Annotated in this window: 12 protein-coding genes; 2 read left to right on the forward strand and 10 right to left on the reverse strand. The window is 45.4% G+C overall.

Going from position 1 to position 13,614, the window contains the following annotated elements; genetic code table 11:
• Positions 1–27 precede the first annotated feature (27 nt).
• From AACU59_RS01495 to trmJ, 3 genes are all read right to left on the reverse strand, one after another.
• Positions 28–1,242: an IscS subfamily cysteine desulfurase gene (locus tag AACU59_RS01495; RefSeq protein ID WP_013857499.1), complete on the reverse strand. Its 1,215-nt coding sequence runs from the start codon at positions 1,240–1,242 to the stop codon at positions 28–30.
• Positions 1,243–1,268: 26 nt separating this feature from the next.
• Positions 1,269–1,790: a Fe-S cluster assembly transcriptional regulator IscR gene (iscR, locus tag AACU59_RS01500; RefSeq protein ID WP_026027698.1), complete on the reverse strand. Its 522-nt coding sequence runs from the start codon at positions 1,788–1,790 to the stop codon at positions 1,269–1,271.
• A gap of 115 nt (positions 1,791–1,905) precedes the next feature.
• On the reverse strand, positions 1,906–2,634 hold the full coding sequence (gene trmJ / locus AACU59_RS01505) for a tRNA (cytosine(32)/uridine(32)-2'-O)-methyltransferase TrmJ (RefSeq protein WP_094145058.1): 729 nt from the start codon (positions 2,632–2,634) through the stop codon (positions 1,906–1,908).
• 177 nt (positions 2,635–2,811) lie between these two features.
• Between trmJ and suhB the strand changes: the two genes are divergently transcribed.
• Positions 2,812–3,615 carry an inositol-1-monophosphatase gene (gene suhB / locus AACU59_RS01510; protein ID WP_013857502.1) on the forward strand — a complete coding sequence of 268 codons (804 nt, stop codon included), beginning with the start codon at positions 2,812–2,814 and terminating at the stop codon, positions 3,613–3,615.
• Positions 3,616–3,792: 177 nt separating this feature from the next.
• On the opposite strand, the gene secF is transcribed toward suhB, so the two are convergent.
• The 5 genes from secF to queA all read right to left on the reverse strand — a co-directional run bounded on the left by secF (position 3,793) and on the right by queA (position 9,382).
• A complete protein-coding gene (secF, locus tag AACU59_RS01515) occupies positions 3,793–4,740 on the reverse strand; it encodes a protein translocase subunit SecF (RefSeq protein WP_013857503.1) in 948 nt (315 codons plus the stop codon).
• 14 nt (positions 4,741–4,754) lie between these two features.
• Positions 4,755–6,611, reverse strand: a complete 1,857-nt coding sequence (secD, locus tag AACU59_RS01520) for a protein translocase subunit SecD (protein WP_017044259.1) — start codon at positions 6,609–6,611, stop codon at positions 4,755–4,757.
• A 19-nt stretch (positions 6,612–6,630) separates the two neighbouring features.
• The gene (yajC, locus tag AACU59_RS01525; RefSeq protein WP_013857505.1) at positions 6,631–6,963 is read right to left on the reverse strand and encodes a preprotein translocase subunit YajC; all 333 of its coding nucleotides are present in this window, start codon (positions 6,961–6,963) and stop codon (positions 6,631–6,633) included.
• 107 nt (positions 6,964–7,070) lie between these two features.
• A complete protein-coding gene (gene tgt, locus AACU59_RS01530) occupies positions 7,071–8,201 on the reverse strand; it encodes a tRNA guanosine(34) transglycosylase Tgt (RefSeq protein ID WP_026027700.1) in 1,131 nt (376 codons plus the stop codon).
• 128 nt (positions 8,202–8,329) lie between these two features.
• A complete protein-coding gene (gene queA, locus AACU59_RS01535; RefSeq protein WP_026027701.1) occupies positions 8,330–9,382 on the reverse strand; it encodes a tRNA preQ1(34) S-adenosylmethionine ribosyltransferase-isomerase QueA in 1,053 nt (350 codons plus the stop codon).
• 228 nt (positions 9,383–9,610) lie between these two features.
• Here queA and AACU59_RS01540 point away from each other — a divergent pair, with 228 nt between their 5' ends.
• On the forward strand, positions 9,611–10,057 hold the full coding sequence (locus tag AACU59_RS01540; RefSeq protein WP_038171482.1) for a CBS domain-containing protein: 447 nt from the start codon (positions 9,611–9,613) through the stop codon (positions 10,055–10,057).
• Positions 10,058–10,150: 93 nt separating this feature from the next.
• Here AACU59_RS01540 and aceA read toward each other — a convergent pair whose 3' ends face one another.
• Entirely contained in the window at positions 10,151–11,461 is a 1,311-nt protein-coding gene (aceA, locus tag AACU59_RS01545; protein ID WP_013857509.1) for an isocitrate lyase, read from the reverse strand.
• Between the two features lie 149 nt (positions 11,462–11,610).
• Positions 11,611–13,245 carry a malate synthase A gene (gene aceB, locus AACU59_RS01550; RefSeq protein WP_094145059.1) on the reverse strand — a complete coding sequence of 545 codons (1,635 nt, stop codon included), beginning with the start codon at positions 13,243–13,245 and terminating at the stop codon, positions 11,611–11,613.
• Positions 13,246–13,614: the final 369 nt, after the last annotated feature.

The following is a 13,614-nucleotide window of genomic DNA, read 5'->3' on the forward strand; positions in this document are numbered from 1 at the left end:
GGGAATAAACCAGTACCTTTTAAAGGACTAGTGATGTGCCCATTCAACGGTGTTTAAATCCACACCCTCTTGATACATATCCCATAGAGGAGACATGTCACGTAATTTGCTTACGGCTACGCGGATTTGTTCAACGGCGTAGTCCACTTCTTCTTCGGTCGTAAAACGGCCAAATGAGAAACGAATCGAGCTGTGCGCCATTTCATCGTTCAAACCAAGCGCACGCAGTACATATGACGGCTCTAAGCTGGCCGACGTACAAGCACTACCTGATGATACTGCTAAGTCTTTCAAAGACATCAGCAGCGATTCGCCTTCAACAAAGGCAAAACTAATATTCAGGTTGTGCGGAACACGCTGATCTAAATCGCCATTCACACTCACGGCTTCCATGTCTTGTACACCAGCGAGTAGACGATCACGCAATGCTTTTGCGTGGTCAAAATCTTTTTGCATGTCTTGCTTAGCAATGCGGAATGCTTCACCCATACCTACGATTTGGTGCGTTGGTAATGTGCCTGAACGGAAACCACGTTCATGGCCGCCACCGTGCATTTGTGCTTCAAGACGGATACGAGGTTTACGGCGAACATATAATGCGCCAATCCCTTTAGGTCCATACGCTTTATGCGCAGAAAGGGAGATAAGATCCACTTTCATTTCTTGCACATCAAGGGGAATTTTACCGGCAGATTGCGCTGCATCTACGTGGAAAATTATCTTGCGTTCACGGCAAAGCTCACCGATCGCCATGATGTCCTGAATTACGCCAATTTCGTTGTTCACGTGCATGATCGACACCAAAATTGTGTCATCACGCATTGCCGCTTCTAATTTTTTTAGATCAATCAAGCCATTCGATTCTGGCTCAAGATAGGTCACTTCATAACCTTCACGCTCAAGCTGACGACATGGATCAAGCACCGCTTTATGCTCGGTTTTACAGGTAATGATATGCTTACCTTGCTTGGCATAGAAATGCGCCACACCTTTGATCGCGAGGTTGTCTGACTCTGTCGCACCGGATGTGAATACGATTTCGCGAGGATCAGCATTAAGCAGTTCAGCAATTTGCTCACGCGCAGTGTCTACGGCTTCTTCTGCCTGCCAGCCATAACGGTGCGATCGCGATGCTGGATTACCAAAAACACCATCCATCGTCATGTACTGAACCATCTTTTCAGCCACGCGAGGGTCAACTGGACAGGTAGCTGAATAGTCAAAATAAATAGGCAGTTTCATTTTCTACTCCAATGTAAACATTGCCGCTATGAGCGGGCATTAAGACCTACGGGCACCGAGCCGATAATCACGGTATTGGTATTTTTATTGGTTAACCCGTGGTTCACCGTCAGGCCCAAGCCTTGGCGGTCAGAAATTTCTAGTACTTCATTATCAATCATTAACTCGCCAAGAGTAATGTTGTTCAGAAAGTCACTAATGCGAGAGCTAAGATCTCGCCATAACGTATGTGTTAAGCAGCGAGTACCACCTTGGCAGTCGGCTCTTCCATTACATTTTGTTGCATCAACTGATTCATCAACAGCGGCAATCACAGTACCAATCGAAATTGAGCAGGCATCTGCACCTAAGCGGTATCCACCACCTGGACCACGCACACTAGCAACTAGCCCCGCTTTACGCAGTTTAGAAAACAGCTGCTCAAGGTAAGAGAGCGAAATGCCTTGCCGTTCGGAAATATCCGCCAGTGGCACTGGGGTTTGTTGCGAATGCAGAGCCACATCTAACATGGCTGTAACCGCATATCTTCCTTTAGATGTAAGTCTCATATCACCGTATCCACATTGATTATGTGGTTGGAATTTTTCCATACCTGACTAAATAGGTCAAGTATTTATTTGACTAATTTAGTCAGGTATTTAACCCTATTATTAATCTGGATAATTATTGATTGCTGCGATGCTTCTCAATTGAGGTCAACACACCACGTAATATATTGATTTCTTGAGACTCTGGACGCGAACGAGAAAATAGCCGACGGAGTTTATTCATGATCTGTCCCGGCTGTTCTTTTGAAATAAACTGTGTCTGTATCATTACTTTTTCAAGATGCTGATAGAACATTTCCAATTCGTGATGCAGAGGATACGCTTCTTCTGGCTGGGCTGGATAACCTTTTTTTTCATTATTTAGATAGGCAACACGCACCTCATAACTCAATGTTTGTACGGCCATAGCAAGGTTTAACGAACTGTATTCAGGATTAGCCGGAATGCACACATGAAAATGGCATTTTTGCAGTTCATCGTTGGTCAGCCCGGTTTTTTCTCGGCCAAACACTAAAGCAACCGGGTATTGCTGCCCTTCTTGTGCCAATTTTTCCCCACATTCACGTGGTTCAAGCATTGGCCATTCTAAAGTTCGTGAGCGTGCACTTGACCCAACCACCAGGCCACAATCTGCGACAGCCTGCTCTAGCGTATCCACGACCTCCGCATTTAAAGCAATGTCGCTTGCTCCAGCCGCTAGAGCGATCGCTTGAGCGTCTACCTCGCATTGAGGCGAAACCAAAATCATTTTACTTAGTCCCATGACCTTCATCGCTCGGGCAGCAGAACCAATATTTCCTGAATGAGATGTCCCTACTAAAATGATTTTTACATTGTCTAGCATTACGTTGTACGCCACTCTATTTTAAACGACAGAATACTAACATAAAGCTGACTAAAATGGTCAGGTCCTTTAGCTACACATGAACAACCGAGCAAAAAATAGCCACTTCCTTTTTAATAAAACTTTGTTATACTGCTGCCCGCTTTTTCGTTCTTTAACATCCGTTGGGAAAACTGTATGCATCCAATGCTAAACATTGCTATTCGCGCTGCGCGAAAAGCTGGTAACCATATTGCTAAATCACTAGAAAATACTGAGAAAATCGAAACAACTCAGAAAGGGACTAATGACTTTGTTACTAACGTAGACAAAGAAGCAGAAACTATGATCATCGATACAATCAAAAGTTCTTACCCAGAACACAGTATCGTTGCTGAAGAAAACGGGCTTATCGACGGTAAAGATAAGGACGTTCAATGGATCATCGACCCACTGGATGGCACAACAAACTTCGTCAAAGGTTTACCCCACTTCGCCGTTTCCATCGCGGTTCGCATTAAAGGCAAAACAGAAGTTGCTTGTGTTTATGACCCAATGCGCAATGAGCTGTTTACCGCTCAACGTGGTGCTGGTGCGCAATTAAACAACTCACGCCTTCGTGTTAAACAGTTAAAAGATCTTCAAGGCACTATTCTCGCTACTGGTTTCCCATACAAACAAAAGCAACATGCCGAATCTTTCATGAAAATCATGTCTGCACTGTTTGTTGAATGTGCTGATTTCCGTCGTACTGGTTCTCCTGCGCTTGATTTATGTTACCTAGCTTCAAACCGTGTCGATGGTTACTTTGAACTGGGTTTAAGACCTTGGAATTTAGCCGCTGGCGAGCTGATCGCTCGTGAAGCAGGCGTTATTCTTACCGATTTCTCTGGTGGTACTGAATACATGAAATCGGGCAACATTGTAGGTTCAAGTGCACGTGGTGTTAAAGCGATTCTGAAACACATTCGTGATAACGGTAACAGCGCTATTCTTAAATAGGTTGCACTAAATACCACCAACACCGTCAAAATTGATTCAAGCCTCGTATAGCAATATACGAGGCTTTTTTAGTTTCGCTTTATACTTTGCTACTTAGAGTGACCGCGGTGTGGGATGGGGTAGAAAAAAGCCGCAGAATATTCTGCGGCTTTGGATATTTAAGAAACTTTCAGGCTGCTAAGGAAGTTCGTCGAACTCCGCACCCTCTTTTTCCACTTGAGGTGGAAGTAGGTGCTCACGGGTAATTCCTAATTTCAGTGCCAACGCTGACGCAACATAGATAGATGAATAAGTACCCACGGTGATACCGAGCAGTAAAGCGGTGGCAAAACCATGTATGTTCGCCCCACCTTGCACAAAGAGTGCGATCACCACCAGCAAGGTGGTTCCCGATGTAATCAAAGTCCGGCTCAAGGTTTGGGTAATTGAGCTGTTCATGATCTCGGCTGAATCACCTTTACGCAATTTACGGAAGTTTTCACGGATGCGGTCAAATACCACAATCGTATCGTTGAGCGAGTAACCGACAACGGTCAGCAAAGCGGCAACAATCGTTAAATCAACCTCAATTTGCATGATAGAGAAGATGCCAAGCGTGATGATCACATCGTGTGCCAGTGACATCACCGCGCCCGCAGCGAGCCGCCATTCAAAACGAACGGAGACATAAAGCAAAATACAGATGAGCGAAGCCAAAATAGCTAAGCCTCCGGCTTCAGCTAATTCATCGCCCACATTCGGGCCAACGAACTCAATGCGGCGCATCTCGACACTTTTTCCTGTCCCCTCTTTAATAGCAGAAAGAATTTGGTTGCCTAACGTCTCGCCAACCATGTCAGCTCGTGGACGAAGACGGACCATCACTTCGCGCGCGGAACCGAAATTCTGCACCGTCGCATCGCCAAACCCTTTCGCTTCCAAAGCACTGCGGATATCTTCAAGATTAGCTGGGTGTTCAAACCCAACTTCAATCAAAGTACCGCCGGTGAAGTCCAGTCCCCAGTTCAACCACTTGGTTGATAAAGTGAAAATAGACGCACCAATCATTAAAAGAGAGAATAAAAACGCAAATTTAGACCAACGCATAAAGTCGATCGTTTTATCTGCTTTTAGAATCTGAAACATAGTAATTCCTAGCCTTAGATCGACAATTTTTTAATGCGTTTACCACCATATAGCAGGTTCACAATACAGCGAGTCCCGATAATAGCGGTAAACATTGAGGTTAAAATACCGATAGAAAGTGTGACGGCAAACCCTTTGATGGCTCCAGTGCCCACAGCAAATAGAATGATTGCCGTGATCAACGTAGTGATGTTGGCATCAGCAATGGTACTGAACGCGTTAGCATAGCCTTGGTGGATAGCTTGTTGTGGGTTTCGTCCATCACGGAGCTCTTCACGAATACGCTCGAAGATCAGAACGTTAGCATCCACGGCCATACCGACCGTCAATACGATGCCCGCAATACCCGGCAAGGTCATTGTCGCCCCTGGGATCATCGACATCACACCAATAATGAGCACAAGGTTCGCCATCAATGCAATATTGGCAATCAAGCCAAAACCACGGTAGTAAAGCAGCGTAAAGAGCATCACCGCAACCATACCCCAGATGCAGGCTTGAATGCCCATATCGATATTTTGCTGCCCCATTGATGGACCAATGGTACGCTCTTCAACAATAGAGATTGGCGCAATTAACGCACCTGCACGCAGTAAAAGTGCAAGGTTTTGAGCTTCTGCAGCAGAGTCAATTCCCGTGATACGGAAGTTACGCCCAAGAGCCGACTGAATCGTTGCTTGGTTGATCACTTCTTCATGCTTATCCAGAATCACTTTGCCATCAGGTGTCCGACGGCCGCTGTCTTTGTACTCTGCAAATACCGTTGCCATAAGCTTGCCAATGTTCTTTTTAGAGAACGCCGACATCTTATTTCCGCCTTCGCTATCTAACGAAATGTTCACTTGCGGGCGACCATATTCATCCATGCTAGAGCTGGCATCCGTGATACTTTGACCACCTAGAATCACGCGTTTTTTCAAGACAACCGGGCGACCATTACGATCAGATTTGATTTCACTCCCAGCAGGAGCACGACCAGAAGCCGCGGCGGCTAAATCAGCCTTGTCATCAACTTCACGAAACTCAAGAGTCGCGGTTGCGCCAAGAATTTCTTTAGCACGAGCGGTATCTTGAACCCCCGGTAATTCAACCACAATGCGGCTGGCACCTTGGCGCTGCACTAAGGGTTCAGCGACCCCTAATTCGTTAACACGGTTACGTAAAATCGTGATGTTCTGCTCAACGGCGTAATTTCGAACTTCCTGCAAACGCTGCTCAGTAAATTGAGCAATCAGCGCAAAGCGACCGTCAGCCTTAGACGTAGTAAAAGTCATATCAGGATGTTTCGACGTTAATGCTTGCTGTGCTTGCTCTAATTGCTCATCGTCACGCAAAGTGACTTCCACTCGGTCGTTGCCCACTGAGCGAATGGCGCGATAGCGAATTTTGTCATCACGCAGTTCGCTGCGAAACGCTTCTTCTTGCTGGCCAATCAATTTTTCCATCGCAGCGTCCATATCCACTTCCATTAAGAAGTGAACACCACCACGCAGATCAAGGCCAAGCTTCATCGGTGCCGCGCCAATCGATTCCAACCAAGAAGGCGTTGAAGGAGCAAGGTTAAGTGCAACAATTGTATCTTTGCCTAACGCTTCACTCACCACATCACGCGCACTGATTTGAGTATCGGTATCGTTAAATCGAACAAGAATTGATCCATTCTCTAGAGCAATGGATTTATGAGAAAGGCTCTCTTTATCAAGAGCTTTGGTGACAGCATCCAGCGTTGACATATCAACAGAGGCGCCACGCGCCCCTGTAATTTGAATTGCCGGATCTTCACCGTAAATATTTGGAAGTGCATATAAAGCAGAGAGGGTGATGGCGAACACCACTAACAAATACTTCCATAACGGATAACGGTTTAGCACAGCAAGGATCCTTTAGCTGTTATAAAGACTTAAGCGTACCTTTTGGTAGCACCGCTGTAATGAAATCTTTTTTGATCACAATTTCATTGTTCACATTCAGTTCGATAGAGATGTAATCGCTGTCTTCTGCGATTTTAGTGATTTTACCCACTAAACCGCCACTGGTTAACACTTCATCACCTTTAGTCATGGCGGCCATCAAACTTTTATGCTCTTTAACACGTTTGGCTTGTGGGCGGTAAATCATGAAGTAGAAAATAACCGCAAACATACCAAGCATGATCAGCATTTCATAACCGCCACCTTGTGATGCACCTTCACCTGCTGCGTGTGCTACAGAAATTAAACTCATTGAAAACGTCCTCTAAAATATTGTTGTGTAATGTAATTCTAATTGGGCTGCGTTGGCTTAATTTCAAGCTTATCACTTCACAAATTAAGCAAAACGCAGCAAAACCGTTATTGGCCCATTGGTGGAACTTCACGATTGCGACGAGCATAAAACTCCTCAACAAACGCGTCGAAGCGATCTTCTTCAATCGCTAAACGAATGCTTGCCATCAGGCGTTGGTAATAACGTAAGTTATGAATAGTATTTAAACGCGCACCCAGAATTTCGTTACAACGATCCAGATGGTGTAAATACGACTTCGAATAATTTTTGCAAGTGTAACAGTCACAATGCGGATCCAGCGCAGTTGTATCGGTTTTATGTACTGCATTACGGATCTTGATCACACCACCCGTCACAAATAGATGGCCATTACGTGCATTTCGCGTTGGCATCACACAGTCAAACATATCGATACCGCGACGTACCCCTTCCACTAAGTCTTCAGGTTTACCGACACCCATCAGGTAGCGTGGTTTGTCTTCTGGCAATTGAGGACAAGTGTGCTCAAGTACACGGTGCATGTCTTCTTTAGGTTCACCCACCGCTAAGCCACCAACCGCGTAGCCATCAAATCCGATCTCAGTTAAACCTTTCACGGAAACATCACGCAAATCTTCGTAAACACTGCCTTGCACGATACCAAATAGCGAGTTGGTGTTCTCTAATTTGTCGAAATGGTCACGTGAACGCTGCGCCCAACGTAAAGACATCTCCATTGATTTTTTCGCTTCGTCGTGCGTGGCAGGGTACGGCGTACACTCATCGAAAATCATTACAATGTCAGAGCCCAGATCTTTTTGAATTTCCATCGACTTTTCTGCGTCCATGAAAATCTTGTCACCATTGACTGGGTTACGAAAATGCACCCCTTCTTCTGTGATTTTGCGAATATCACCCAAGCTAAACACTTGGAAACCACCTGAATCGGTGAGGATCGGGCCTTGCCAATTCATAAAATCATGCAAGTCGCCGTGCATTTTCATCACCTCTTGGCCAGGGCGCAGCCACAGGTGAAAAGTATTACCGAGCAAAATTTCTGCGCCCGTCTCTTTTACTTCTTCCGGTGTCATGCCCTTTACTGTGCCGTAAGTACCTACAGGCATGAATGCCGGTGTTTGCACAGTGCCACGTTCAAAGGTTAATTGCCCACGGCGAGCATTTCCGTTTTTCTTTTTAAGTTCGTATGTTAACTTCACGAAGCCTCCAATGTCAGAGAAACAGTCTGACGTATCATGATTAGGTGCAAGCACCCCTCTAGAGCGGTCGCCAATTCCTAGCGAAAAACGAAGCGGAGCTTCTTCTCCTAGCGTAATGCTAGCACTCGTTAATTGGTGTTCTTGGTGATAAACATCGCATCACCATAACTAAAGAAACGATATTGATGTTTCACGGCATGCGCGTACGCGGCCATAGTATGCTCATAACCTGCAAAAGCGCTGACGAGCATAATCAGTGTCGACTCTGGTAAGTGGAAGTTAGTGATTAAGCAATCCACCAACTGGTACTCATAACCAGGGAAGATAAAAATTTCAGTATCGCCAAAAAAAGGAACCAGCTCAGTGCCCTTTTTAAGCGCATCTTGCGCGGCACTTTCCAGTGAGCGCACCGACGTAGTTCCAACAGCGATCACTCGACCACCACGCGCTTTCGTCGCGTTGACGGCATCGACTACCTCTTGTGGCACTTCAACATATTCTGCATGCATATGGTGATCGTGAATATTGTCGACTCGTACTGGCTGGAAGGTTCCAGCGCCAACATGCAAGGTTACATAAGCAAATTCGACACCTTTCGCTTTGATTTGCTCAAGCAGAGCCTCATCGAAATGCAAACCGGCGGTCGGTGCAGCGACAGCTCCCGGTTTTTGGTTGTATACGGTTTGATAACGCTCTTTATCAGCATCTTCATCAGGGCGGTCAATGTAAGGCGGCAACGGCATATGGCCAATCTCGTTTAAGATCTCCAGTACCGTCTTTGACGCTGTAAAACGAATCTCGAACAGCGCGTCATGGCGAGCCACCATGTGTGCATGATATTCGTCATGCTCTCCTAAATACAACTCACTGCCCGGTTTTGGCGGCTTAGATGAACGAACATGAGCTAAAATCGTCTGTTCATCCAACATTCGTTCGACCAATACTTCCAGTTTGCCGCCTGAAGCTTTGCGCCCAAACATGCGAGCCGGGATGACACGTGTATTGTTAAAAACCAATAAATCGCCGGGCTGAACTCGGTCAAGAACGTCTTTAAATGAGCCATCCGCCAGTTCACCGCTGTTACCGTCTAATTGCAGTAAGCGACTCGCCGTACGTTCAGCCGTTGGGTAACGAGCAATCAGCTCATCGGGAAGTTCAAAGTGAAAGTCTGAAACTTGCATAGTTCTTATCTTGTTCGTTTTGAGTGGATGACGTAATTTTTTTAAGCGCCGTAGTATATACGTAAACACCTTCGCTCGTCAGACCCAGATCTAAATTTAATGTAATTAAACATGAAAATGGCACCCAATCTTTACGCATCAATCAAAGTAAAAATAGCGGGAGCTCTCAGATATTTTGCGCAGAAAAAACTATAGTTGAATCAGGTCAATAATAAAAAGGAGCTCGTTATGATCAAAATAGAAGACATGATGACTCGCAACCCCCATACCCTGTTGCGTACACACACGTTAGCCGATGCTAAGCACACTATGGAAGCGTTGGATATTCGCCACATCCCTATCGTCGATCCACACAAAAAACTACTCGGTATCATTACTCATCGAGATATTCTTGCCGCGCAAGAGTCGAGCTTAAAAAACATCCCTGAAGATCAATCATATACACTGACAACACCGTTATATGAGGTGATGCATACTGAAATTATGACGGTTGACCCGCGAGCTGGGTTAAAAGAGAGTGCTATCTACATGCAAAAACATAAAGTAGGCTGCTTACCCGTTGTAGATAAAGGCCAACTAGTGGGCATTATTACTGACACGGACTTTATTGGGGTAGCTGTTACCTTACTTGAGCTACAAGAAGAGAGTGAACCGGACGAAGTCGATATTGAATAACGCTCACTCCCTAATATAAGTGCCTCACATAAAAAAGAGCGGCTTACGCCGCTCAAAGGTGTTACACAGATAATGATTGGGAAGTATCGCTAATTAAAATTGGTCTTCTTCAGTAGAGCCCGTTAACGCGGTCACGGAAGAGCTGCCACCTTGGATGGTATTGGTCATCCGGTCAAAGTAACCCGTTCCCACCTCTTGTTGGTGTGCAACAAAGGTATAACCTCTTGATGCTGCTTCAAACTCTGGACGCTGAACTTTCTCAACGTAATGACGCATACCTTCGCCTTGCGCGTAAGCATGTGCTAACTCAAACATGTTGTACCACATGTTATGAATGCCCGCTAAGGTGATGAATTGATATTTGTACCCCATGTCCGACAACTCTTGCTGGAAACGAGCAATGGTGTCTGCATCCAAGTTTTTCTCCCAGTTGAAAGAGGGAGAACAGTTATAAGCCAGCAGTTGATCTGGGTATTGCGCTAGAATTGCTTCGGCAAATTGGCGGGCTTCATCCAAATCAGGCTTAGCGGTTTCACACCACACGAGATCAGCATACGGCGCGTAAGCGAGACCGCGTGAAATCGCTTGCTCAATCCCAGCATTCACGCGATAGAAACCTTCTTGAGTACGCTCACCTTGGATAAAATCACGATCGTATGCGTCGCAATCCGAGGTCAGTAGATCCGCCGCGTTTGCATCAGTACGAGCAATGACCAAAGTGGTTGTCCCTGATACGTCAGCGGCCAAACGTGCCGCAATCAATTTTTGAACCGCTTCTTGAGTCGGAACCAGAACCTTGCCGCCCATGTGTCCGCATTTTTTTACTGACGCCAACTGATCTTCAAAGTGCACACCGGCCGCCCCTGCTTCAATCATCGACTTCATCAACTCGTAAGCATTGAGCACGCCACCAAAACCGGCTTCAGCATCAGCAACAATCGGTAAGAAGTAATCAATACCACCTTCATCTTCCGGTGATTTTCCGGCCGCCCACTGAATTTGATCGGCACGACGAAACGAGTTGTTGATGCGCTTGACCACCGATGGAACAGAATCGACTGGATAGAGCGATTGGTCTGGGTACATGGTGGAAGCGGTGTTGTTGTCTGCCGCTACTTGCCAGCCGGAGAGATAAATCGCCTCAATTCCCGCTTTGGCTTGTTGTACCGCTTGACCACCTGTCAATGCACCCAAACAGTTCACATAACCTTTTTTGGCACTGCCGTTAACCAGTGACCACAATTTATCAGCGCCACGTTGGGCCAAGGTGTTGGCTGGAGTGATTGAACCGCGCAGGTCAACCACTTCAGCAGCAGTATAAGTACGCTTTACATTTTTCCAGCGTGGGTTGGTTGCCCAATCTTTTTCTAGAGCTTCGATTTGTTGGCGGCGAGTTAATGTCATGGTCTATCCCTCTTATTTTGATGCGCAAGCGCACTGTCATCCTTTTCTCAGCAGTACGACCTATTCTGCTTTTGAAAACAGCTTCACGTTATTGGTTGTCAGTAATTGGTTATTGGTTATTGGTTATTAGATATTGGTTTTAAATCTCATCAATCTATGTAGTCATAACCCGGAACGGTGAGAAAATGTGTCAGCTCATCGCTGGTAGTTAAGCGAGCCATCAATTGTGCCGCTTCGCTAAATCGTCCTTGTGCAAATCGCTGCGTGCCGATTTCCTGTTTCACAACTTCAATTTCTTGCGCAAGATACTGCTCAAAAAGCGCTTTGGTAACAATCTGACCGTTATCCAAGGCTTTTCCATGCTTGATCCATTGCCATATTGACGCTCGAGAAATCTCTGCGGTCGCCGCATCTTCCATCAAACCATAAATGGGGACACAGCCATTGCCGGAGATCCATGCTTCGATGTACTGAAGTGCAACTCGAATATTATGACGCATGCCATGCTCGGTACGTTCCCCTTCACATGGAGTCAGCAGCTCATTGGCATAAATCGGCGCATCAGACAGACGCGTAACATCTAATTGGTTACAACGCTCGCCAAGTACTTGGTCAAAGACCGCTTTTGCCGTATCCGCTAAACCGGGATGGGCAACCCAAGTACCGTCATGACCATTATTGGCTTCGAGCAATTTATCGTGATGAATTTTATCGAGAACCAACTGATTTTCTTGGGGATCTTTAGCTGGAATGAACGCGGCCATACCGCCCATCGCAAATGCGCCACGCTTATGACAGGTATAGATCAGTAAGCGTGAATAGGCGTTAAGAAACGGCTTTTCCATTGTGACAACTTGGCGATCTGGTAGCACCCGATCCGGATAATTTTTCAATGTCTTGATATAACTGAAAATGTAATCCCAGCGGCCACAATTTAAGCCGACAATGTGTTCTTTAAGCGAGAACAATATTTCGTCCATCTCGAACACGGCGGGTAAGGTTTCAATCAATACGGTGGCTTTAATGGTGCCAGTTTCTAACCCAAAATACTCTTCGGTAAAATGGAAAACGTCACTCCACCACTTTGCTTCTTGATAGGCCTGAAGTTTTGGAAGATAAAAATAAGGGCCACTGCCTTTTTTAAGCAATGATTTATAGTTGTTGTAAAAGTAGAGTGCAAAATCAAACAGCGAACCCGGAATACTTTGCCCTGCATATTTAACATGCTTTTCTTTAAGGTGCAGACCGCGTACCCGACAAATGAGCACCGCTGGGTTATCTTTAAGCTGGTAGCACTTACCATTGTCAGGATTGGTATAGCTAATGGTTCCTTCAATGGCATCACGCAAATTGACTTGCCCATCCAGCACTTTATCCCATGCTGGTGACATCGAATCTTCAAAATCCGCCATGAACACTTTGACGTTAGCATTCAATGCATTGATCACCATTTTTCGGTCGGTTGGCCCCGTAATCTCCACTCGACGATCTTGTAAATCGTGTGGGATACCGAGAATTTTCCAGCTTCCTTCGCGAATATCTTGCGTATCCTTGAGAAAATCCGGCAGTTCTCCGTTATCAATACGTGTTTGTCGCTCTTCTCGTGCATCCAGCAGCGAATCAACACAGCTTGCAAATTTAGCACACAGAGTGGACAAGAAGATTTGGGCTTCTGAAGGGAAAATAGCTTGGTGATGTGGGCCAACGGCACCAACAACCTCAAGCTTGGCTTCGTGGTGTTCTTTGCTGAGTGCTAACTCTGTTTCTGGGGTCTGTGCAAACATAACGTTCTTCCTTAAAACCATTCCAACTACATTTGTAATTTAAAAACCACAAATTCAAATGCTCATTTTTTGCTATCCACTGACTTATCTCTACCGACACTTTCTCTCAGTCAATCCAATATTTCAAGCCTAACCAAGCTAGACATAAGTCTTACAAAACCTTATTAAACCTTACATCAACTCATCATTCAGCAAAAGAGACAAAGTTAATGAAAGGTTAAAAACAAAGTTTTATCCCGTTTCAAACCTATGTTTGATTTCCTTGTCAAATATGAAAGTTATTACGTTATTTTATTACACAACTCAAAAAGGCAGATTTTAGTTTTAAACAGACGTTCGAAATGATGTGAGACGCAGTAAGGCTTGAAT

It is taken from the genome of Vibrio sp. V23_P3S9T160, from assembly GCF_963886625.1.
Taxonomy (GTDB): Bacteria; Pseudomonadota; Gammaproteobacteria; order Enterobacterales; family Vibrionaceae; genus Vibrio; species Vibrio anguillarum.

What these genes read in the sequence shown, in the direction of transcription:
- AACU59_RS01495 (WP_013857499.1), bottom strand. Translation starts at nt 1,242, where the DNA reads ATGAAACTGCCTATTTATTTTGACTATTCAGCTACCTGTCCAGTTGAC.
- iscR (WP_026027698.1), bottom strand. Translation starts at nt 1,790, where the DNA reads ATGAGACTTACATCTAAAGGAAGATATGCGGTTACAGCCATGTTAGAT.
- trmJ (WP_094145058.1), bottom strand. Translation starts at nt 2,634, where the DNA reads ATGCTAGACAATGTAAAAATCATTTTAGTAGGGACATCTCATTCAGGA.
- suhB (WP_013857502.1), top strand. Translation starts at nt 2,812, where the DNA reads ATGCATCCAATGCTAAACATTGCTATTCGCGCTGCGCGAAAAGCTGGT.
- secF (WP_013857503.1), bottom strand. Translation starts at nt 4,740, where the DNA reads ATGTTTCAGATTCTAAAAGCAGATAAAACGATCGACTTTATGCGTTGG.
- yajC (WP_013857505.1), bottom strand. Translation starts at nt 6,963, where the DNA reads ATGAGTTTAATTTCTGTAGCACACGCAGCAGGTGAAGGTGCATCACAA.
- queA (WP_026027701.1), bottom strand. Translation starts at nt 9,382, where the DNA reads ATGCAAGTTTCAGACTTTCACTTTGAACTTCCCGATGAGCTGATTGCT.
- AACU59_RS01540 (WP_038171482.1), top strand. Translation starts at nt 9,611, where the DNA reads ATGATCAAAATAGAAGACATGATGACTCGCAACCCCCATACCCTGTTG.
- aceA (WP_013857509.1), bottom strand. Translation starts at nt 11,461, where the DNA reads ATGACATTAACTCGCCGCCAACAAATCGAAGCTCTAGAAAAAGATTGG.
- aceB (WP_094145059.1), bottom strand. Translation starts at nt 13,245, where the DNA reads ATGTTTGCACAGACCCCAGAAACAGAGTTAGCACTCAGCAAAGAACAC.